This is a genomic window from Bacteroidota bacterium, from assembly GCA_039821555.1.
Classification (GTDB): Bacteria; Bacteroidota; Rhodothermia; order Rhodothermales; family Rubricoccaceae; genus JBCBEX01.
The window spans coordinates 110,880-133,857 of sequence record JBCBNX010000003.1 but is presented as its reverse complement, the minus strand read 5'-3'; the positions used below and the strand labels follow the sequence as shown (position 1 = coordinate 133,857).

At 66.2% G+C, this 22,978-nt stretch carries 16 protein-coding genes; 11 read left to right on the top strand and 5 right to left on the bottom strand.

Annotated elements, in window-relative coordinates:
- Positions 1-282: 282 nt before the first annotated feature.
- On the top strand, positions 283-8,052 hold the full coding sequence (gene sprA, locus AAFU51_04975) for a cell surface protein SprA (GenBank protein MEO1570601.1): 7,770 nt from the start codon (positions 283-285) through the stop codon (positions 8,050-8,052).
- A gap of 154 nt (positions 8,053-8,206) precedes the next feature.
- Positions 8,207-8,830, top strand: coding sequence for a flavin reductase (locus AAFU51_04970; GenBank protein ID MEO1570600.1), 624 nt, complete (start codon positions 8,207-8,209; stop codon positions 8,828-8,830).
- 23 nt (positions 8,831-8,853) lie between these two features.
- Here AAFU51_04970 and queG read toward each other — a convergent pair whose 3' ends face one another.
- From queG to rpsT, 5 genes are all read right to left on the bottom strand, one after another.
- A complete protein-coding gene (gene queG, locus AAFU51_04965; GenBank protein MEO1570599.1) occupies positions 8,854-9,867 on the bottom strand; it encodes a tRNA epoxyqueuosine(34) reductase QueG in 1,014 nt (337 codons plus the stop codon).
- 132 nt (positions 9,868-9,999) lie between these two features.
- The gene (locus AAFU51_04960) at positions 10,000-11,682 is read right to left on the bottom strand and encodes a PKD domain-containing protein (GenBank protein MEO1570598.1); all 1,683 of its coding nucleotides are present in this window, start codon (positions 11,680-11,682) and stop codon (positions 10,000-10,002) included.
- A 243-nt stretch (positions 11,683-11,925) separates the two neighbouring features.
- Positions 11,926-13,482 (bottom strand): PKD domain-containing protein, encoded by a 1,557-nt coding sequence (locus AAFU51_04955; GenBank protein ID MEO1570597.1) that lies wholly within the window; start codon positions 13,480-13,482, stop codon positions 11,926-11,928.
- Positions 13,483-13,658: 176 nt separating this feature from the next.
- Positions 13,659-15,245: a PKD domain-containing protein gene (locus tag AAFU51_04950; protein ID MEO1570596.1), complete on the bottom strand. Its 1,587-nt coding sequence runs from the start codon at positions 15,243-15,245 to the stop codon at positions 13,659-13,661.
- Positions 15,246-15,627: 382 nt separating this feature from the next.
- Entirely contained in the window at positions 15,628-15,879 is a 252-nt protein-coding gene (rpsT, locus tag AAFU51_04945) for a 30S ribosomal protein S20 (protein MEO1570595.1), read from the bottom strand.
- Between the two features lie 146 nt (positions 15,880-16,025).
- On the opposite strand from rpsT, the gene AAFU51_04940 reads away from it, so the two are divergent.
- The 9 genes from AAFU51_04940 to atpA all read left to right on the top strand — a co-directional run bounded on the left by AAFU51_04940 (position 16,026) and on the right by atpA (position 22,976).
- Entirely contained in the window at positions 16,026-16,931 is a 906-nt protein-coding gene (locus AAFU51_04940) for a M23 family metallopeptidase (GenBank protein ID MEO1570594.1), read from the top strand.
- Between the two features lie 103 nt (positions 16,932-17,034).
- On the top strand, positions 17,035-17,433 hold the full coding sequence (locus AAFU51_04935; protein MEO1570593.1) for a polymer-forming cytoskeletal protein: 399 nt from the start codon (positions 17,035-17,037) through the stop codon (positions 17,431-17,433).
- 70 nt (positions 17,434-17,503) lie between these two features.
- Complete coding sequence (locus tag AAFU51_04930) at positions 17,504-17,887, top strand: AtpZ/AtpI family protein (GenBank protein MEO1570592.1); 384 nt, start codon at positions 17,504-17,506, stop codon at positions 17,885-17,887.
- Between the two features lie 196 nt (positions 17,888-18,083).
- Positions 18,084-18,392: a hypothetical protein gene (locus tag AAFU51_04925; protein ID MEO1570591.1), complete on the top strand. Its 309-nt coding sequence runs from the start codon at positions 18,084-18,086 to the stop codon at positions 18,390-18,392.
- A 65-nt stretch (positions 18,393-18,457) separates the two neighbouring features.
- Positions 18,458-19,723, top strand: a complete 1,266-nt coding sequence (gene atpB, locus AAFU51_04920) for a F0F1 ATP synthase subunit A (GenBank protein MEO1570590.1) — start codon at positions 18,458-18,460, stop codon at positions 19,721-19,723.
- 74 nt (positions 19,724-19,797) lie between these two features.
- A complete protein-coding gene (gene atpE / locus AAFU51_04915; GenBank protein MEO1570589.1) occupies positions 19,798-20,031 on the top strand; it encodes an ATP synthase F0 subunit C in 234 nt (77 codons plus the stop codon).
- A 108-nt stretch (positions 20,032-20,139) separates the two neighbouring features.
- A complete protein-coding gene (gene atpF / locus AAFU51_04910; protein ID MEO1570588.1) occupies positions 20,140-20,655 on the top strand; it encodes a F0F1 ATP synthase subunit B in 516 nt (171 codons plus the stop codon).
- A 72-nt stretch (positions 20,656-20,727) separates the two neighbouring features.
- Positions 20,728-21,294, top strand: a complete 567-nt coding sequence (gene atpH, locus AAFU51_04905; GenBank protein MEO1570587.1) for an ATP synthase F1 subunit delta — start codon at positions 20,728-20,730, stop codon at positions 21,292-21,294.
- Positions 21,295-21,389: 95 nt separating this feature from the next.
- Positions 21,390-22,976: a F0F1 ATP synthase subunit alpha gene (gene atpA / locus AAFU51_04900; protein ID MEO1570586.1), complete on the top strand. Its 1,587-nt coding sequence runs from the start codon at positions 21,390-21,392 to the stop codon at positions 22,974-22,976.
- The last annotated feature ends 2 nt before the right edge of the window (positions 22,977-22,978 follow it).

Genomic DNA, 22,978 nt, shown 5'->3' with positions numbered 1-22,978 from the left:
CGCAAGGCCACGCCGTAGTTTCTCGCCCGGTTTTTCCTGTCCAGTCCGCGCCGTCGCGCGCACGCCTAGTCGAAGGATTCTGCTACGCCCCACCCGTCTCCTGCACCTGGTCCCGCCGCGCTGCGTGCGGGTTCCCGACGTCGTACGTAGCCGAATCCCGTGCCGACTCCTGCCTCGCCTTCGGAATCGACCGCTGCCTCTACGGGGCGCGCGGTTGCGGAGCACCCGGGCGCGCTGCCCCCTGCAATTCGGCGCGCACGCTGGTGGACCCTAGTTGCCAGCGTGGCTACCCTAGCCCTCCTGGTCGCGGCGTCGGGATGGCAGGCGAGCGTGGCCGCTGGAGCAGGCAGCCCCTCGGTGTGGCGGTATGTCGCCGTGGCCGACACCGATTCCGTGGCGATCGGGCAAGTCGAGCCCGCCGACACGGCCAACCTCCCCCCGTTTGACCCCGCCGACGTGGAGTCGCTCCGGGTGGCCGCCATCGGCGACACCACGACGCTCGACACGACGCGCGCCTCGACGTACTTCCCGATGCGGCGGCGCGACAGCCGACTCGCTTCCGTCGTGGAGCGCCGCGCGCGCCCGTTCGACTTCGCGCCCGGCAACTACTGGCGCCGCGATGCCCAACTGGACTCGGTTGACCTGCGCTATTCCATCCGCGAGACGGTCCGTGACCAGGACGTGCGCGTGCCCGTCGAGGTGGACCTGGCTGAGTTCCAGGCGGCGCTCCGCGCGTCGGTCATCAAGGAGAACTTCCGCAGCGTGGCGCAGGAGCAACTCCGGCGACGCAGCCGTGGGCGCGGCGACCTCCGCCTGACCATCGCGGTGCCCGGCGGGCGCGGCGGTGCGTTCGAGACCATCTTCGGCAAGAACGAGGTGGCGCTCAACGTGACCGGCAACGCCAACATCAACCTCGGCTTCTCCTACCAGGAGAACGAGCAGCAGCAGGCCGCCACCGGCCAGGGCGGGCGCCTCAACCCCGACTTCGCCCAGGAACTCGCCCTCGGCATCGACGGCACCATCGGCGACAAGCTCAACATCGGCGTCAACTACGACACGCAGAACACGTTCGAGTTCGAGAACCAGGTCAAGCTGCTCTACGAGGGCTACGACGACGACATCATCCAGCGCATCGAGGCGGGGAACGTATTCCTCCAGACGCCGAGCGACCTCATCCGCGGCGGCCAGCGCCTCTTCGGCATCCGCACCGACCTCCGCTTCGGCGGCCTCGGCGTGACGCTCGTGGCCAGCCAGCAGGACGCCGAGGGCGACGCGCTCGAAATCGAGGGCGGCAGCCAGACCACGAACTTCGACATCGCGCCCTACGAGTACGAGGACAACGCGCACTTCTTCCTCGGCTACTACTTCCGCAACCGATGGGACGTGGCGCTCAGCCGCCCGCCCAACATCATCGCCGACCCGGCCTTCGACCAGATCGTCGGCATCGACGTGTGGCTCAAGGACCAGTCGGTCAGCCAGACCAACCAGCTGACGGAGGGCCTCGCCCAGGCGGTCGCCCTCGTCGACCTCGGCGAGCCGGGGCCCGGCGGTCCGGTGGTGAATCCGGACCTGCCGGACGGTGTCCTCGCGGGCGGCGATGCCTACCTCGCGGCGTTCGGCACCGCCGCACCGCTCCCCGACGAGGCCAACGACCAGTACGCCGACGCGGACCTGGAGCAGCTCCGCGACTCCTCCAGCGCGGTCAATTTTGAGGCCCAGTTCAACCTCGACATCGCCGACTACGCGGACTCCCGCTTCCGCAAGCTCGCCGAGGGCCGTGACTACGAGTTCGACCCGCAACTCGGCTACCTCTCGCTCAACCGCAGCCTGAGCCCCGACGAGCAGATCGCCATCGCGTTTCAGTACCGCCGCACCGACGGCACCATCGTGCAGGTGGGCGACTTCGACCAGGAGACCGGCACCGACCTCAACGGGCGGCGCATCATCCTGAAGCTGCTCCGCGGCGACAACCCGACCGCGTTCGACGCGTCGTGGGCGCTCACGATGCGCAACATCTACCGCATCGGCGGGCGCTCGCTCCGCGCCGACGACCTCGAACTCGACATCGTCTACGCGCCGTCGGGGCAGCCCGCGCAGGAGACGCTGCCAGGGGTCACCGTCGGTCAGCAGCGCACCATCCTTACCACGCTCGGCCTCGACCGCCTGGACAACGACGGCAGCACGCCGCAGCCCAACGCGGAGTTCGACTTCGTGAACGGCCTCACGATCAACGCGGGCAACGGGCGCGTCATCTTCCCGTTCCTAGAGCCGTTCGGCGCGCGCCTCCGCGACGTCTTCGAGGGCAACGGAACGCTGAACGGCGAGCCGCTGTCCGTCCAGTTCACCGGCGAGGCGAACATCGCCAACGCCGAGGCGGCCACCAACGCCTACGCCTTCGACACGCTCTACACGTCGAAGCAGGAGAACGCGCGGCGCTTCCCCGGGCTCGACCGCTACGCGATCGTGGGCTCGTTCCGGTCGAGCGTGCAGGAGTCCTACAGCCTCGGCTTCGCCGTTGTGGAAGGCTCGGTGCGCGTCACCTCGGGCGGCGTCCCGCTCACCGAGGGCACCGACTACCAGGTGGACTACGCCACGGGCGAGGTGCTCATCATCAACCAGGCCTTCCTCACGGCCGGGCAAAACATCTCCATCGACTACGAGCGCAATCAGTTTGCCGCCATCGGACGGAAGACGTTGCTGGGCCTGCGCGCGGACTACACCATCGGCGAAGACTTCGACATCGGGGCCACCTGGATGCGGCTCTCCGAGCGGCCGCTCATCGACAAGTACCGCATCGGCGAGGAGCCCATCGACAACACCATCTTCGGCTTCGACGGGCGCTTCGCCGCAGAGCCGCGCTGGCTGACCCGCTTCGCCGACGCGCTGCCGCTCATCCAGACGAAGGCCCCGAGTTCGTTCGAGATCAAGGGCGAATACGCCCGCTTCCAGCCGGGGCACCCCGAGACGTTCGCCTTCGAGTCGTCGCGCGAGGAATTGCAAGGCAACGGGCGCGACTTCAACCCGGACGAACTCCAGGGCATCTCCTTCATCGACGACTTCGAGGGGACCGAAAACTCGTTCTCGCTGACCCAGGCCGGCGCGTGGCGGCTCGCGGCCGGTCCGGCGGGCGCGGGCCCCGATGCAAGCGTGACCAACCTGGGTAGCCTCGACGTGACGAGCCCGACGCTCGTGAGCAACTGGCGCGGCCTCACGTCGTGGTACTCGCTCCAGCAGTTCCTCTACAGCTCGAACGGCCTCGTCAACCGCCTCGGCGCCACGCCGGCCACCCGGCAAGTGCCGCTCCGGGAAATCTTCGCCGACCGCCAGGAGGTCCCCGGCCAGCCCAACGTGGCTACGCCGCTCGACCTCTACATCGACCCGGCGCGCCGCGGACCCTATAACTACAACGTGGAGCTTGCGTCGAGCTTTCAGGCGGCACCCGAGGAGGTCTGGGGCGGCATCGTGCAGCGTCTGCCCGAGGGCTACAACGACTTCGACGGCCGTAACAACATCGAGTTCGTCGAGTTCATCATCGCCCCGTACGGCGGGCGGGACGGGACCGACGAGGTGAGCGACGGCGCGCTGCTCTACATCGACCTCGGCCAGCTCTCGGAGGACATTCTGCCGGACGGGCGCTTCAACACGGAGGACGGCCTCGTGGAAACCGACGCGGAAGGCGCGAGCCTTAGCCCCTACGGCCGTCTCGCTACGGGCAGCGCCTCGGGGAGCGTGGACCTGGACGATGCGGCCCGGCAGACTGAGGACCTCGGCTTGGACGGTCTGCGCTCGTCGGCGGACCAGGACGGCGGCGTGCCCTATGCCCTGTCGGAGCAGACCTTCGACAACTTCCAGCCGTTCCTCTCGGCACTCGGTGCCGCCAACCCGCTCGACCGCGCCCTCGCCGAGATCGACCCCTCAGGCGACGACTTCGTCTACTTCGAGGACGATGGTTTCTACGGCAACCCCGCGTTTTACGAGGGCGGCGGCGCGACCGTCCAGGAACGCTTCAGCCGCTTCTTCGCTGCCACGGAGCTCAACGCCTTCGAGAGCCAGCAGCAGCTCGGCGGCGGGCAGGGCAACTCCACCTTCCCCGACGACGAGGACATCGACCGCGACCTCGGCCTCGACCGCGCCGAGTCGTTCTACCGCTATGCCGTCCCCATCGGCCCCAACGTGATCAACGTGCCGTGCGAGGTCGAGGGGCAGCAGAACTGCAACCCCTACTTCATCAACCGGGTCGGCAACCCCGGCAACGAGGAGTGGACACTCATCCGCATCCCGGTGCGCTCGCGGACGGGGCGGACCGCCTTCGGCAACATCGAGGACTTCTCCCGCATCGAGGCGCTCCGACTCTGGACTGACGGGCACCGCGTCCCGGCTACGCTGCGCTTCGCCACGCTCGACCTCGTGGGTAGCCAGTGGCTCAAGTCCGACCTCGTCGGTTTCAACGACGAGGCCGTCGTGGAGCCCGGCACGCCCGCCTCCGCCGAAGAGACGCAGCTGTTCATCGCCACGGTCAACAGCGAGGAGAACCGCAGCCAGTACCAGATCCCGAACGGGGCGCTCATCAGCCGCACGCAGGACGCCCAGGGCGTCTTCATCCTACAGCGGGAGCAGGCCATCGTGGTGCGCGCCGAAAACCTCGGGCCGGGCGTCTCGCGGGGCATCTTCCGGTCCTACAGCAGTCAACTCGACCTTACCAAATACACCAACCTCCGCGCGTTCGTGCACGGCGAGGGCTTCGAGCGCGAGGAGGGCGACAGCCTCCGGGTGTTCCTGCGCCTCGGCACCAACGAGAGCGAAGACTACTACGAGATCGAGCAGCCCGTCTTTCCCTATGACCCCGAAGCGCCGGGCAACGTCGTCGATGCCGATCTGATCTGGCAGACGGGCGTGCTCGTCAATGGGGAGACGGTGGACCGCAACTCGTTCAACGTGGTGCTCTCGGCGCTGAACCAGCTCAAGGTGGAGCGCAACAACGCGCCGGACGCCGTGCCCACGCAGCGCTATGCGGGCGTGGTGCCGCCGCCCGACGCGCCACCGGGTGCTCGGATCTTCATCCGCGGCAACCCCTCGATCGAGAGCATCACGACCATCGTACTCGGGGTCCGCAACGTGAGCGACAACACCCTCAACCCGGAGGTGTGGTTCAACGAACTACGGGTGGCGGGCTACGACGAGGAGCCCGGCTGGAGCGCGTATGCGACGGCCTCGCTCCAACTCGCCGACCTTGCCACGGTGCGCGGGCGCGTCGAGCGCCAGACTGACGCCTTCGGTGACCTGTCCAGCGGCCTCGGCGACCGCACCTTCACCGACCAGCAGGCCTACACGCTCAACACGACCGTCAACGCGCACAAGCTGCTGCCGGAGCGCCTCGGCGTGCAGTTGCCGGTGACGGTCTCCGTGCAGCAGCGCACATCCACCCCCCGCTTCTCGCCCCGACGCGGTGGTGATATCCGGCTCGACGACCTCATCGAGCAAGCCCAGAACGACCCGAACCTCTCGGCCACACAGCAAGACTCCCTCGTGGCGGTCTATCGCGAAGAGTCTGAGACGGCGAGCTTCACGCGCACGGTGTCGGTGCCGTTCTCGAAGCGCGGCTCGCGGTCGCCGTGGCTGCGCTACACCATCGACGGGCTGGCCCTGTCGTACTCCAACACGTGGTCGGAGCGCCGTAGCCCTTCTGAACAGTTCAACAACAGCAGCAGTTGGTCGGCGTCGATGCGCTACAGCCTGCGGCCGCCGGGCGTCAAGACCATCCGGCCGTTCTGGCTCCTCGACGACACCCCGATCCTGGGACTGCTGGCTCGGCTCCAACTCAACCTCTTGCCGTCGTCGGTGTCGTTCAACGCCGACGCGAGCCGCACCGTCGCCGAGAACCAGCAGCGGGCGCCTATTTCGATCAGCGACGAGATCGCAGCGGTCCCGGAGCGCTACCGCAACGCCATCCGCGAGAACCACACCTTCACGCACCGGCGCTCGTTTGACCTCGCCTACAGCCCGTTCAACTTCCTCGCGCTCACCTACGGCTCCAATCTCAACCAAGTGCTGAGCGCGATCGGGGCCGACCGTACCAACGACACCTTCGTGATCGACTCGACCGGGGCACCCGTGGGCGAGTTTCTCGGCCAGACGATCGACGAGGTAGCCCCCCAGATCGACCCCACGTTCACGGCGGAATCGCTGACGGAGAACGGCTTCCGCGTCTTCACCACGGAGCGCCTCGACGTGATCCCCGTGTTCGGTGTCGTGGGCGACGTCTTCAGCGGGCAGCGCGACATCCAGACGGACACCTACTCGCAGAACTTCACCACCACGCTCACGCCGCGTCTGCAGGGCGTGCGGTGGATCCGGCCGCAGGCCATCTCCTACTCGTCGGGCTTCCAGTGGACTTTCCAGCCGCTCTCCGGCTTCGAAGACACCGCACCTGACCTGCGCCTGGCCTCCATCTCGAACACGCTCAACCTGCGCACCGGCCTGACGCTCAGCCCCCGCGACTTTCTACGCGAGTTCGGGTTCTACCGCCGCATCGAAGACGCGGAAGAGACCTACCGCAACGATCGGCGGCGGCGACGCTCTGCCCGCGAGGCGGCCCAGGCACGGCTCTCCGAGGCTGAGGAGGAAGCGGAGGAGCGGGGCGAGGAACTCACCGAGGAGGAGCGCGCCGAACTGGAGGTGCCCGAGCGCGTGGGGCCTCCGTCGCCGCTCTCGATTGGTCGCCAGCTCTTCCTCGCCGTGACTGGCATCAGCGACCTCACGACGACGTACAACGCCGGACGCACCACGCGATCAGGTGCCGTCGATGGGAGCGCCTACAACCTCTTCGACGCCATCACCGGCGAAGGGCCGTCGCTGGCTTACCGCCTGGGCCTCGAAGACCGCCCGCGCCGCACCATCTTCGACCCGGCCATCGTCGGCAACCTGCAGGTCGACGACATCGTGGCGCGCACCAACGAGATCCAGACGCGCACGAGCCTCGAACTGACGCGTAGCCTGCGTGTGGACTTGAACTGGAACCTCGGCTGGGATCGCTCCACAACGTTCTCGTTCATCCCCACGGAGGACGGCGGCAGCGTAGACGAGGCGCCGCCCATCGAGAACGGCGGCGGCTCCGCGACGGTCTGGGCACTCGGCGGCTCCTACGACCGCTTCCTCGAAGTTCACCGCGACCGCTACCTCGCCGATCTGGCCGCAGGGCTCGTGACCGAGAACGGCGCTCCGTTCACGACGGCACTCAGCAACAACGGCCTCGCCGACGACTTCCGGGGCGCGTTCACGAGCAGCCTGGGCAGCTTCGGGCCGAACAGCTTCTTCGCGCTGCCGCTGCCGAACTGGTCGGTGACCTACAACGGCCTCAGCAACTGGCCGCTCTTCCGCCTGCTCACCACCCAAATGACGGTGCGCCACGGCTACTCGGCCACCTACGATCTGGACTACCGCTCCGACGCGCTCGCCTTCGCCGAGGGCGGCAGCTTCGAGAACGAGACCATCGGGGGCCAATCGTTCCAGGTCCCGGTCGACGCACGCCAGTCGCAGAACGTCCGGCTCAACGAGCGCTTCCAGCCGCTCATCGGCTTCAACATGACGTTCCGGGGCGGCATCCAGGCCGACGTCAACTTCACCCAGAGCCGGGCGCTCTCGCTCAGCGTCGCGGGTGCGAACGTGTCCGAGAGCACGACGGATGAAGTCTCCGTCCGCCTGAGCTTCTCGAAAACCGGCCTCCGGATCCCGCTCCCGTTCGTCAACCGCCGCCGGATCAACAACAACGTCCGGATGTCGCTCACCTTCTCGACGGCGAACAACAGCGACCAGCGCCTCAACTTCCGGCAGGACTTCCTGGACACGATTGCCGGGGCGCCGCGCAGCCCGCAGACGCCCGAGGCGTCGACGCGTCTCACCTTGGAGCCGCGCGTCTCCTACACGATCTCGAGCCAGGTCACCGCCGACGTGTTCGTGCGGTACACGTCACTAGAGAGCGAAGGGAGCCGCATTCCGAGCACCTCGACGCTCAACGGCGGGTTCAACTTCCGGATCTCGTTCTCGGGGAACTGATCAGCGCGAGCGCGAACGGGCCGGCAGGGAGGCTGGTCGGTCGTTGCAGCCTGGTTGTGAGAGTTGGCCCCACAGGCAGACGAGGGAGACCCAGGCAGTGCGGTAGCCGGTCGCAGCCGAGGTTGTTGGACGTCTCACTCAGCGCCCTCGACGCATGCCTACAGCCACGCACGCCTACGTACCGCTTGATCCCAGCGCGGCCATCTGGCCTCGATTCTTTACGGTGGCGCCGCTCGTGGTAATCGGCACGCAGGAGGCCGACCGCTACGACTTTGCGCCGAAGCACATGGCTATGCCGCTGGGGTGGGAGAACTACTTCGGCTTCGTGTGCACGCCTCGCCACGCGACCTACCACAACGCGAAGCACTACGGGGCGTTCACGGTGAGCTTCCCCCGCCCGAGCCAGGTGCTCCACGCCGCACTCGGAGCCGCCGAACGGTGCGATCATGCCGGGCGCAAGCCGAGCCTGGATGTCTTGCGGACCGTCCCCGCAGAGGTTGTCGAGGGCCGCTTTCTAGAGGACGCCTACCTCATGCTCGAATGCGAACTGGAGCGGGTGGTGGACGGCTTTGGGGCGAACAGCCTCATCGCAGGCCGCGTGGTCGCTGCGCGAGTGGCCGAGGATGCGCTGCGCGGTCACGTCGTTGATGGACACCCGGTCGATGATTGGACGCTGCTGCGCACGTCGCCCCTCCTGGCCTATCTGGCACCCGGTCGCTATGCGGAGATCCAGGGGACCGAGGCGTTTCCGCATCCAGGCGGCGCGCGTGAGCATTGACGAACGCTACGCGCACCAAGGCATCAGCCGGTCCCGTCGCGGCGTTCGCGGTGGTGGAGCGCGTTGTCGAGCGCCTGCCGGACGTTGCGCTGGAAGCCCTCAAACTTGGCGCGCTTCACCGGGGTGCCCTTAAAGCGCTTGCGGTAGGCGTCGAGGTCAAGTTCGACCCACTCACGCAACTCCGTTTCAGTGACGCCGTCGCGTGGGAGGAAGCGCGGCTCGGTCGTGGGCCGTTTGAACTTGTTCCAGGGGCACACGTCCTGGCAGATATCGCAGCCGAAGAGCCATGTCCCGAAGTCCTGGGCTACTTCCAGCGGAAACTCTGGGCCGCGATGTTCGATGGTCCAGTAGGAGATGCAGCGCGTCGCGTCGATCTGGTAGGGGGCATCGAGCGCACCCGTGGGGCAGGCGTCGAGGCAGCGCGTGCAGCGTCCGCAGTAGTCGGGAGTTGGGCCGTCGGCAGGCAGCGGCACGTCCACGATCAACTCGCCGATGAAGAAAAACGAACCGAGCGAGCGGTTGATCAGGTTGGTGTGCTTGCCCTGCCACCCGAGGCCAGCGCGTGACGCCCACACCTTGTCCAGGACGGGAGCGGAGTCTACGAAGGCGCGCCCGCTGATGCCCCCGCACCGCTCATTGAGCCAGTTGTAGAGCGCGTAGAGCTTCTCCTTGAGAACGACGTGGTAGTCTTCGCCCCAGGCATACCGGCTGATCTTGCCGCGCGCCTCATCGCCGCTGCGCCCCTGCAACTCAAGCTCACGCGGCGGCTCGACGGGCTGGTAGTAGTTCGCCAGCAGCGAGATCACGGAGCGGGCGCCGGGTACGAGTTCGCGGGGGTCGACGCGCTTCTCGAAGTGGTTTTCCATCCACCGCATCGAGCCGTGCCGGCCCTGAGTGAGCCAGGCTTCGAGCTGCCGGGCCTCGTCGTCTAGCCGGACGGCCTCGGCAATGCCGCAGGCGTCGAAGCCAAGCCGGTGGGCCTCGTCCTTGAGCGCGCGCGCGGTGCGGCGTTGTGCGGCGAGGTCGAAGCCAGGCATGAGGGGCGGAAGGGAAAAACAGCACCGGCGATGCATCCCGTGGGACGCACCGCCGGGTGGGCAGCCGTCGGCTCGGCGGCCGCCAGTGGGTGTGAGACGCGCAGGCGCGCCGGAAAGTTCAGCGCGGCGGGCTCAGCGGTCCAGCGGGACGAACGTCGTGCACTCGGCGGGGATGGATTCGGCGCGGCGGGCGTTGCGGTCGCCTGGCAGCGGGTCTTCCTTCGATCGCGAATCCGGGGCTATGCCGCGTCCCTCGGTGGTGAGGCGGACCGAGTCGATACCGTTGGCGATGTAGTAGCGCTCGACCGCATCGGCTCGGTCCTCGGCGAGGTCGAGCGGGTTGCGCTCCTGGTCGTCGGCATAGCCCACGATCAGCACACAGAGGTCCGGGCAGCGGCGCAGCACGTCGAGGTTCTCGTCGAGGCGCATACGTCCCGCCGAGGTGAGCGCGAACGACTCGTAGTCGTAGAAGACCGTATTGAGCTCGCTGACCTCGTCGCAGAAGGGGTCGGTGACGATGATCTGGAAGGTGCACGTCGCGCTGCCCGCTACGTTGGTCACGGTGAGCGTGGCCGTGTAGACGCCTGCAGCCGCGTAGGTGTGCGACGGGCTCGGCTGTGCCGACGTAGTGCCGTCGCCAAAGTCGTAGCTGTAGCTGAACGGCTCCGTCCCTCGCACCTGGGCGAAGAAGCGCACGGCCTCGCCAAGAAGCACGGCTTCCTGAGGCAACGTGGAGCAGTCGGCGAGGACGGGGGCCTGCGTCGGACGCTCAATCACAATGACCGGCTTGCCGGCCACGTCCGAGTTGATCGGGCCCGTACCCGTGAAGCTGACGGTGTAGGTACCCGGTTGCTGGTAGGCATGGCTCGTGCGCAGCACGTCGGCATCCAGCGTGCCGTCGCCGAGGTCGAACGCAAAGTCGAGAGGTGGTGTGGCGTCGCGGTTGTAGTCGCCGGTGAACGTGCCGAGTTCGTTCACGAAGAGCGTGTCCGGCCCAGTGATGGTGACATCGACGGGGATGACCGGCGACTTGAAGGTGTAGCGCAACCCGAGGCCGAGGTGGCTGAGCACGTCGAAGTCGGCGTTGTCGTCGCGCGAGGCCGATGCGGGACGAATGCGTCCGGGATTGAAGCCAAAGTTGGCTCCGTCGAGGGCGGCATCTGGGAAGAAGAGGCGAACGTCGAGGTCGGCGACGAGCGCGAAGCGCGGCGTTAGCTTGATGTCGAGGCCAGCCCCGAGCAGGGGGGCCCAGCCTACATCGCCGTCATCGTCAACGGTGGCTGGTGAGCGGAGCGCTACGGCTGCTCCGAGCGTGGTGAACGGGGAGATGCGGGCTTGCGGAAAGAGGGTGTAGCGCAAGCGCAGCTGTGCCTCATGGACATCGGCCGTACTATTGAAGGCGACGAGGTCGGCAGGGTTGACGGGCGACGGGGCGGTGCGCATCGCGTCGTAGCGCCCGAAGTGATAGGCGACTCCCACGGCCAACTCAGGGCGCCACTGGTAGCCGATCTCAAAGCCGCCGCCTAGGCTTGCGTTTGGGAAGTAGCCCTCGTACTCGATATCCCGGTTGTCGCGTTGCAGCGTGTAGGTGCCAAAGAGGCGGCTTTCGGGGTTGTTGTCGAGGTCCCCTTGATAGAGCGACAAGCCTACACGAGCCTGGAGGTAGAGCGAGTTACCTGGGCGTTGCTGGGCGTCGGCTGAGGGTGCCAGCCAGGTCGCGTTCAGAAGGGCGAGGCTAACCAGAAGGAAGGCCGCGCGCCAAGCATGACGAGGTCGAAGACAGGAGACGATGGTCTGCGAGAGACACGCGCGCATAGGCCAGGTCCGAGCGAGAAAAGGGAGGGCAGGCTTCGCGAAAAGCAACAATCGATCCACAGTACCTCGGTGAGGGGCTACACCTTGACGGTATGCTTTCGCCGTCAATCTAAGCATGCTCTGCTCAATTGTGGGCCACCGGGTTCATTGTGACTGAGCAAGATGAGACGAGGCCGGTCCCAGGAAATAGGACCGGCCTCGCGCTGGGGGTAAGGGGTGGCGTGCGCTCAGCGCACAGGTGGCCTAGTTGCCGAGTGCAGAGCACCCGACAGGGAGGGACTCGGCACGACGGGCGTTGCGGTCACCTGGGCCCGGATCCTCCTTCGAGTTGGAGTCCGGCGCCTCGCCGAGACCGCGGGTCTGGATGCGGCTTTGGTCGATGCCGCTCTGCACATAGTACGCGGCGACGGCCGTGGCCCGCTGTTCAGACAGGCTGAGCTTGTTGCCCTCGCGGTCGTCCGTGTAGCCGTTGACGATGACGCAGAGGTCCGGGCACCGCTCGAGCACCTCAATGTTCTCGTCCAGGCGGCTCTGGGCCTCGCTGTTGAGGGCGCTGGCGCTGTAGTCGAAGAACACGGTGTTCAACTCCGAGACGTCCTGGCAGAAGCGGTCCGCCACGTTGACGACAAAGGTGCACTGGTCGGTGCCCGCTTCATTGGTCGACGTGAGCGTGACGGTGTAGGTACCGGTCTGGTTGTACGTGTGGCTCGCGTTGAGCGTGTTGGCGGAGCCGCCGTCGCCGAAGTCGTAGCGGAACGAGATTGGCGTGGTGCCGGTCACGGTAGCGCTGAAGCGGACCGCCTCACCAACGCTTGCGGTGCCTGGCGTGGCTGTGCAGTTGGCAAGCACAGGCGGCTGGGCGGGCGGTGCAGGCGGTGTGGTGACCTCGACGGTCATCGTCTCCACATCGGTGTTGGCGGGGCCCGTGGCCGTGAAGGTCACAGTGTAGGCGCCGGGCGAGCTGTAGGTGTGCGTAGCAATGAGACCGGTCGACGTGCTGCCGTCGCCCCAGTCCCACCCAAACGAGAGCGGCCCTGTAGCGTCGGGGTTGACGTCAGCCGAGAAGGTGCCGGTTTGGCCGGCCTCCAGCGACATCGGGCCGTCGATCATGGCATCCACCTTGGTGATGGGCGACTTGAAGGTGAAGCGCACACCGCCTCCGAGGAAGCCCAGGGCGTCGAAGTCAGACTCGTCAGCGGCAACCGGGATGGTCGCGTTGCTTGGGTCAGACCCGTCGATGCCGCCGTCCGGGAAGAAGAGACGCACATCGCCTTCCAGCACCAATGCTAGGCGCCCCGTAAGCTGGATGTCGAGGCCGCCACCGAAGAGGGGGCCGTAGGCAAAGTCCTCAAGGGGGTCGTTCTCCGAGTTGCCCGGCGTGGCAAACGCGAACGATCCGCCCAGCGTCACAAACGGGGCAATGCGCCAACCTCCGAAGGGAGTAAGGCGGAGGCGCAGCTGGACTTCTTGAACTACATCGCTGTCGCGCACCGTGCTCGGGATCGGGGCGTCTGCGAAGTCCGTAAGCGTATTGGGGTAGGATCCGTAGAGGTACGCCAGGCTGATGGCCCCACCTGGGCTGAACTGGTAGCCGAGCTCGCCACCGAAGCCGATGTCGCCGTTTTCGAGATAAGTCCCGATCTCGTTGTCCGGGTTGTTGTCGATGTCACCGCCATAGGTCGTCAGACCGACGCGCGCTTGAAGGAAGAAGGTGTTGTCGGCACGAACCTGAGCGAGTGCTGCGGAGGAAACCAGCAACGCCGCTAGGCTCAGCAATAGAGCGTTCCAAAGGTGCTTCATAGAGAGACGGACGAGGGGGTGTGCGAAAAGCGAGGGGTGTGTGCAGGGGGGAAACGATGGCAGCACACACCCAGTCAAGTATAGGCAGAACCAAGTACATAAAAAAAGACCTCTCCCCGAAGAAGGGAGAGGTCTTGCTCTGTAGGAAGAGCCCTACGAGCGGGTGTCAGGCGCGATTAGCTGTCCGAAGGAAGCTCGTCGCAATCGACCGGCGCGGACTCGGCGCGGCGGGCGTTGCGGTCACCCGGGCCCGGATCCTCCTTCGAGTTGGAGTCCGGCGCCTCGCCGAGGCCGCGTGATACGATGCGGCTGTCGTCGATGCCGTTCTCCATGTAGTAGGCCTTGACTTCGCCAGCACGGCGCTCCGAGAGACGGAGCTTGTCGCTCTCGCGATCGTCGGTGTAAGCGCTGACGACGACGCAGAGGTTCGGGCAGCGCTCGAGTACTTCAATGTTCTCCGCGAGGCGGCCCTGCGCGTCAGCCGTGAGGCTGCTGGCGCCGTAGTCGAAGTAGACCGTGTTGAGGTCGCTGACCTCAGCGCAGAAGCGGTCCACCACGTTGACCACGAAGGTGCACTGGTCGCTGCCGGCCTCGTTGGAGGCGCGCAGGGTGACCGTGTACTCGCCCTCTTCGGCGTAGGTGTGCGTGGCGGTGAGCGTGTTGGCCGAGGAGCCGTCGCCGAAGTCGTAGGCGAAGGTGATCGGCTGCGTGCCCGTCACGGTGGCGCTGAAGCGGACAGCTTCGCCGAGGTTGGCCTCAGACGGCGTCGCCGTGCAGTTGGCGAGCGCAGGCGCTTCGACCGGCGGCGGCGGCGGGGCGGTGACCGTCACGAGCAGCGTCTCGACATCGGTGTTGGCCTTGCAGGCCGCCGAGAAGGTGACCGTGTAGGTACCCTCCTCAGCATACATGTGGGTCGCCGTCAGGCCGGTGGCGGTCTGGCCGTCGCCCCAGTCCCAGGTGTACTCACAGGGGCCGGTCGCGTCGTCGTTGACGAAGGCGGTGTAGGTGCCAGACTCGCCTGTCAGGAGGCTTGTCGGGCCGTCGATGGTAGCGTCAACCTTCGTGATAGCGGGGGCAAACGTGAGACGCAGACCGATTCCTCCATAGCCGAGGATGTCAAAGTCCATGTCGTCTGCATCCGTGTTGAAGAAGGCAGCGTCTCCGTCGTTGTTCTCGCCCGGGTTGTTGTTGTCGACGGCGTCGTCCGGCATCACGAGGAAGCCCTTGAGCTCAGTGAAGAGCGAGAGACGCGAGCCGAGCACGAGGTCGAGGCCGAGGCCCGCAACAGGACCAGCTCCCCACGAGTCCGCGTCGTTGGTTGACGGGCGGAGCGGGTCGGGTGTTGAGAGCGTGAAGCCACCACCGAGCAGCACAAACGGGCTGAGGCGCGCGTTGGAGAAGGGGACGTAGCGGAAGAGCACTTCAAGGTGCTGCACAACGTCCCCGTCGTTGGCGAAGAAGTCAGGCCGGTCCTCAAACTCTTCGAGGCCTGGGTACGAACCGTAGTGGTACAGCACACCGAGGGCGAGCGACGGCGAGAACTGGTAGCCAATCTCGCCACCGAAGCCGAGGCCGAGCTGGTCGAAGTAGTCGCCGAATTCGCCGTCAGCGACCCCGTCAATATCGCCGCCATAGGCGCCGACGCCGACCCGTGCAGCGATGTAGAGCGAGTTGTCGGCGCGCACCTGGGCTTCAGCTTGGGGTGCGAGCAGCAGCAGGGCCGCACAGCCGAGCAAAAGTGCCGTGTGTAGACGCAAGGTCATGGTGGTAGTCATGCGGTTCGTGGACGTGATGGTGGACGAGGGAAGGAGCCGTCCGAGACAATGCTTAGGAGGTTGACGAACGGGGTCCTCCGACGTGCCAGCCCGTGCAGGAGTGCGGTCCGAGAGAGGAAGCGACGCCCTGAAGGACGGGGGTAGGGGGAGAGATCTCCGATCTCCCAAGATTCGGCATCAAGCACCCAGACAATCAAGCGGAGACTGGGAGAAGTGTACGGAACCCTGAGAAATTCGGCCGGGCGGCCCCAGTGGGCCTGGGTACGAAGTGCGACGGGCGAGTTGGTTCTCGGCGCCCGATGAGAGTTCCTTGGCGGAGGAACTGCCTAGTGTTGGGACGCTGGGATCCCTCGCGGGACACCGGGCAGTGCTACAAGCCGTTGACGTGAAGCTCGAGGCGGCTCTTCATGTGGGCCACCTTGTTGCGGTGGAAGATGCCCTTCGTGGCGAGGCGGTCGAGCTGGGCCTTGACCACGCGCAATTTCTCGGCGGCAGCGGCCGGGTCTTGCGTGGCTTCAAGGTCCTTGATGAGGGTACGGATGCGTACTTTCTGGTAGCGGTTGCGAGCGCGGCGCTTGGCGTTTTGGCGCACACGCTTCTCGGCAGACTTGTGCTGAGGCATGTGTAGATAAGGTTCGTGGGGACTTCGCAGTGCGCGATGATAAACGGAGTAATTTAGCCGTTGCGCTGTGTAGAAACCAAGAAAGCAGCGTGCGGCCCCGGTCAATCCGACCAGGCGCCAGCCCGGTCGAGTCTTCCGCTTCGCCTATGCTTCGCTTCGTGCTCGATCTAGCGCGTCGCATCGGACGCTCCTGCACCGTCATCCTCATGGACGACGAGGCCCTCCAGCCGCACCAATACCGTGTGCAGCCCGCTGTGTTGCTCGGCGTCGGCCTCGTCTCCGTGCTGGTGCTCGGCGGCGCGCTCGCGGCACTGATCGTCTTCACGCCTGCGCTCCGCGCGCCCCTCGTAGGTCCCGATGCAGACGCGCTGCGCGGCCGCATCCTAGAGCAAGACGCACGCATCGCGGCCATGCGCGACTCGATCGCCGTGCAGTACCAGCAGCTCGCCCAACTCGGACGCCTCATCACAGGAGAGGCTGACACGTCGGAGGTGTCTGTATCGCCGCCCGAACTGCCCGACCTGAGCCGCTTCGACGAGCCTGGGGCCGTGGCGCAGGCCACGCCTACTGACAACTGGGCTGACCACGAGCAACCTGCCATCCGCTACCGCTTCCTGGACGCAGGCGAAGAACCGGTGTCGGCTGTGCGTGCGGCCGAGGCGCTCGCCAGCCTCCGCTTTCCTGTCCTGCCACCCGTCGATGGCTTCCTTGGGCGCGGCTACAACGCTCAGGGTGGGCACTTCGGTGCGGACTTCGTCGTGGAAGAGGGGACCACCGTGCGGGCCGTGGGCGACGGCTATGTCACCTTCGCCGACTGGACCCACGAGGGCGGCTTCACGATTGCCGTGCAGCACGCCGACGGCTATCTTTCTGTCTACAAACACAACGACCGCCTGCTCAAGCGCATCGGCGACCGGGTTCGCAGCCGCGAAGCCGTCGCCGTGAGCGGCAACACCGGCGAGATCACCACCGGCCCGCACCTCCACTTCGAACTGTGGCGCAACGGCCTCGCCCAGGATCCCCGGCAGTACCTCGTGACGAGCGGCGCATGACTCTTGGCGTCCAGCGCGGACCGCAGGAGCGCGCCGACGTAGCCTGGCAGGTACTTCCCTCCCCTCCATGTTTTCTCGATCCTCTAAGTCGGATTCTACCTCCATGGCAAAGCTCCGCAACGGCTCGCCCTCGCCCGTCGGCCCTACCAACAACATCATCGGGGCTGGAACGGTCATCGAGGGCAGCCTGCGCTCGCAGGCAGACATCCACATCGGCGGCGAGATCAAGGGCGATGTCCATGTCAGCGGTCGCACTGTGGTGAGCCCAGAAGGGCGCATCGAAGGAACTCTCGAGTCGGCCAGCGCCGATCTCAGCGGCACCGTCGACGGCGATGTGGTGGTGCAGGGGCGCCTGGTCCTGAAGAGCACCGCGCGCGTCAACGGCAACATCAGCACCTCGAAGCTGGTCGTGGAAGACGGGGCGGTGTTCACCGGGCGCTGCGATATGAGCGGCGTGACGAAGTCAGGCGCGGCCAAGTCCGAGGCGAAGAAGCCTGCTTAGCCGTCCCCCACACAGCTGTCGCTCCCGGCTCCACAGCTGCGAAGCCTGGACGTCTGAAGCCCTTATGCTCATGGCTGCGAAGCGCACCGACGACTATGCCCACCGCACGCCAGGCGGTCGCCCTGCGGACGAGGCGCCACGCGCCGAACGCATCGGCAGCAGTCCGGGCGCGGCCCTCAAGGCGGCGGGGCCGTACCTGCACGTCGGCATTCAAGTTGGACTCACGATGGCGATGATGGCTGGCCTCGGCTATCTCGCCGACGGGTGGCTGGGCACGAGCCCGTGGGGGATCCTGCTGGGCAGCCTGTTTGGCGTCATCGCTGTGTTCGTGGTGCTCCTGCGGCTCGTAGCCGATCTCAACGCGGAGTCAGCACGGCGCTACGGGAGCCGCTCTGAAAGGTCGGTTCAGGGGGCGCAAACGAGGCCGCAAGCGGGACCGGAAACGGACAGCTAGGGCTGGCTTCTGCGAAGACGCGGCGAAGGGCTTTTTCGGCGAAAACAGGCCATTTCGCCTCATCTTCACGCCCCCTTGCCGCCCCCTCAAAATGGGTCGGTCTAACTTGCGCGCCGACGCCCCCGAAGCCTTCTGCGCTCGGGCGTTCTGCTTCTTCCCTTCGCCCGCTTCCCCCACGGCTCCCGCCCCTGGACGTATGCCCAGCGCTTTCTGGTTCAGCTTTGCCCTCGGCGCGGGCCTCGGCGTGTGCAACGCGGCGGCGAGCTACGCGGTAATCCGCCACGCCCTCACGCGACCCGACAACGTCTTCATCCGCCTCGTGCTCTCGAGCCTCGTCGTACGGATCGTGCTGCTGCTCCTCGCTGTGGTGCTGACGCTGCTGCTCGTCGACGTGCAGGAGGCGGGCTTCGTCACCGGTCTGCTTGGCGCGTTTGTCCTAGGCGTCGGCGGCGAGTGGTGGCTGCTTAAAGGTCGCGACATGAACGCGATCACGCCAACCGTCTGAACGGACGCCCCTGAAGAGCTCCCCGACTCGCGCATTCCTCCCATCCGATTCCCCACCCTCGCCTGATGCGCGCCCTCCGCTTTGTCGTCCTCGCTCTCGTCGCGCTGACCGTGGCGCTGCCCGTTCGTGCCGCTGAAGGCGACCAACTCGACGCCGTCCAGCACAGCGTCGACGGCAACTACCTCGACTTCCTGCCCTTTGCCAAGGTCGAGTTGCCGCGCTTCTTCGTCGTCCGTGACGCATCCGGCGCGCTCGGCTTCGACTTCTACGCGACGACGAAGGCCGCCCTTCGCTCCGGCGACTACGTCATGAAGAAAGAGGATGGCGAGCAGGGCGGCGACTCCGCCAGCGATGACGCTGCCGCTGGGTACGGTGGCGATTCGACGAGCGACGGCGCCTACGGAGATGGCGCCTACGGAGATGGCGCCTCTGGTAGCCTCGAAGCCAAGCTCGCATCGGGCAAGCACCTCTACGAGACCATCGTCCCGGCCTCCGGCTCGATGGTGATCGACCTCTCGCCGACGCGCCACCTGCTCTTCGCGCTCCTGGGCATGCTCATCGTAGCGCTGCTCTTCATCTCGATGGCGAGCAAGTACAAGAAGGGCGTCGGGCGCACCTCGGCGCCGAAGGGCACGCTCCAGAACATGCTGGAGTCCATCATCCTCTACGTCCGCGACGAGATCGCCGTCCCGCAGCTTGGCAACAAGGCAGACAAATACATGCCCTACCTGCTGACGGTCTTCTTCTTCATTCTGACGTGCAACTTGCTCGGCCTCATGCCCTACGGCGCGGCCGCTACGTCGAACATCGCCATCACGGCGGTGCTGGCCTTCTTCACCTTCGCGCTCACGCAGATGGCAGGCACGAAGGACTACTGGATGCACATCCTCTGGCCGCCCGGTATCCCGGTCCCGATCAAGTTCATTCTCATCCCGGTCGAGATCCTGGGCATCTTTACGAAGCCCTTCGCGCTCGCCATCCGGCTCTTCGCCAACATCACGGCGGGTCACCTGGTCATCCTGAATCTGATCGGGCTCATCTTCATCCTCGGTGCCCTCTTCGGGCCGGTCGTAGGCTTCGGCGTGGCCGTGCCGAGCATCCTGATGACGGTGTTCATCTACGCCCTCAAGGTGCTCGTCTCGCTCATCCAGGCGTACGTCTTTACGATCCTCTCGGCGCTCTTCATCGGGCAGGCTGCGGAGGAGCACGACCATCACCACCACGACGAGTCGCACGCGCATGAGATCGCGCGTCACGCCTCGGCTCCCATCGTCGCCACGAACGGCTCGACGCAGGAGAAGCAACTCGTCGGCGCCCCGGTCACGGCCTAGCGGCCCACGAATACCTCAGCGGGCATCGCGCTCGCGTTTGTCACCCTAGATCCTCTAAACCCCCTACCCCAACAATGGAAGGACTCGCATTTGCCTACCTCGGTGCTGCCATCGGCGCCGGTCTCGTTGCCATCGGTGCCGGCATGGGCATCGGCCGCCTCGCTGGCTCTGCCCTCGAAGGCACGGCCCGTCAGCCTGAAGCCTCGGGCGACATCCGTACGACGATGATTATCGCCGCGGCCCTCATCGAGGGTGTGGCGCTCTTCGGCCTCGTCGTCTGCATCCTCGTCGCGCTCAAGACTGTTTAAGTCCGGCGCGACTGAGGACCCCAACGCGAGTGTGGGAGCGGCGAGTCGAGACGACCTCGGCTCGCCGCTCACCCGCCTCACCCCTTTACCTGTATTGACCTCGTTCCGATGATTGCGACCATCCTCGCTGCTGGTGGACTGCTCTCCCCGAACGCCGGGCTGATCTTCTGGATCGTCATTGCGTTCTCCCTCTTCCTCTTCATCGTGGGCAAGTACGCCTGGGGGCCGATCACGTCGGCGCTCCGCGAGCGCGAGGCCACCATCGAAGAGTCCATCACGCGTGCCGAGAAGGCGCTTGCTGAGGCGAAGGCCATGCAGGCCGACAACGAGAAGCAGCGCCGTGAGGCCGAGCGCGAAGCTCAGCGCATCCTCGCCGAGGCCCGCGACGACGCCCAGGCCCTCCGCGAGCGTGAAGCCGACAAGACGAAGGCTGAGATCGCCCGCATGCAGGAGCAGGCCAAGAAGGACATCGAGAACGAGAAGCAGCGCGCCATCGGCGAACTGCGCCAGGAAGTCGCCGGGCTCGCCATCGGAGCGGCGGAGAAGATCCTCCGCGAGAACCTCGACGCCAGCCGCCAGCAGAAGCTGGTCGACGCCTTCCTCACCGAGATGCCGAAGAACTAAGTCCGGATGGTTGAAGGCGTAGACGCAGAGTCGATCACGCCTTCGCGCCTCCAAACGTTCACACCCCGATCTATGAACCCCGTCGCTCGACGCTACGCGCAGGCGCTCTACCAGGAGGCTGAGGCTCTAGAAGCAAGTGCCGCCGGGTCGGTCGAGAAGATCGACGCCGACGTGCGCGACCTCCGCACCAGCCTCGCCGACTCCCGCGACCTGCTGCTCCTCTTCGAGAGCCCCGTCATCCCGAACGACAAGAAGACGTCGGTGGTGGAGAAGCTCCTTAAGGGCAACGTGCAGCCGCTCACGCTCGACTTTGTGAAGCTGCTCGTCCAGAAAGACCGCGACGGGCTGCTCCCCGAGGTGCTCGACGCCTACCAGGCCCTCCGCGACGAGGTCAACGGTGTCGTCGAAGCCGACGTGCGCTCCGCGATGCCGCTCTCCGCGAAGGAGACCAAAGCCCTCACCAAGACGCTTCAGCAGCGCACCGGCAAGAAGGTGCGCCTCCAGGTCCGCGTCGACGAAGCCCTGATGGGCGGCATCGTCGTCCGCATCGGCGACCAGGTCTACGACGGTTCCGTCCGTCACCAACTCGCGCAGCTCCGCGACCAGTTCGCCCAGCGCGCCTACGTTTCAATGAACTAGTGTGTTGAGGGTTGAAGGTGTAAGGTCCAAGGCCGCGAAGCCTGGACCCACCAACCTTCAACCTTGAACCTTCAACTTTCAACTTCCCCTTCTCCATGGCTACGATTCGACCGGACGAAGTCACTGCTGTCCTCCGCGAAGAGCTGGGCGGCTTTTCCAGCGAAACCGACGTCTACGAGGTCGGCACCGTCCTCCAAGTCGGCGACGGTATCGCGCGCCTCTATGGCCTCTCGAACGTCCAGGCCGGTGAGCTGATCGAGTTCACCGAGACGGGCGTCACCGGCATGGTGCTCAACCTCGAAGAGGACAACGTCGGTGCCGTGCTCTTCGGCGAAGTCGACCAGGTGAAGGAGGGCCACGAGGCCAAGCGCACCGGTCGAATTGCCTCGATCAGCGTCGGCGAGGGCATGCTCGGCCGCGTGATCGACCCGCTCGGCAACGCCGTCGACGGCCGCGGTCCCATCACGGGCGACCTCCTAGAGATGCCGCTGGAGCGCAAGGCACCGGGCGTGATCTACCGCGAGCCGGTCACCGAGCCGCTCCAGACCGGTATCAAGTCGATCGACGCGATGATCCCGATCGGTCGTGGCCAGCGTGAGCTCGTCATCGGCGATCGCCAGACCGGTAAGACGGCGGTCCTGATCGACACGATCATCAACCAGAAGCAGACGCACGAGGAGGGCGGCAGCCCGGTCTTCTGCGTCTACGTCGCCGTCGGCCAGAAGGCCTCCACGGTGGCCCAGGTGCAGCGCGCGCTCGAAGCCAACGGCGCGATGGACTATACCGTCATCGTCAACGCCCCGGCCTCGTCGCCCGCGCCGCTCCAGTTCATCGCGCCCTTCGCCGGCGCGTGCATCGGCGAGTTCTTCCGCGACACGGGCCGCCACGCGCTCGTCGTCTACGATGACCTCTCGAAGCAGGCCGTCGCCTACCGCGAGGTGTCGCTGCTGCTCCGCCGCCCGCCAGGCCGCGAAGCCTACCCGGGTGACGTCTTCTACCTCCACAGCCGCCTCCTGGAGCGCGCCGCCAAGATCACGGCGTCCGACGAGATTGCTGGTCAGATGAATGACCTCCCGGACAGTCTCCAGGGCAAGGTCAAGGGTGGTGGTTCGCTCACGGCGCTCCCTGTCATCGAGACGCAGGCGGGCGACGTGTCGGCCTACATTCCGACCAACGTGATCTCGATCACGGACGGCCAGATCTACCTCGAGTCCAACCTCTTCAACGCGGGTGTGCGCCCGGCCATCAACGTCGGCATCTCGGTGTCGCGTGTGGGTGGCAACGCCCAGATCAAGGCGATGAAGAAGGTCGCCGGTACGCTCCGCCTCGACCTCGCCCAGTACCGCGAGCTGGAGGCGTTCGCCAAGTTCGGCTCCGACCTCGACCCGGCTACACAACGCCAGCTCAACCGCGGCGCGCGCCTCGTCGAGATCCTAAAGCAGGCGCAGTACCAGCCGGTGCCGGTCGCTGAGCAGGTGGCGCTGATCTACGCCGTCACGAATGGCTTCGCCGATAGCATCCCGACCTCGAAGATGCGTCAGTTCGAGCGCGAGTACCGCGAGGCGCTCCGTCTCAAACACGCCGCGCACCTCGACGACCTCGCCACGTCCGGCAAGATGAGCGACGAGGCCAAGGCCGCCATCGAGAGCGAGGCCAAGGACGTCGCTGCTACGCTGAGCTAGGG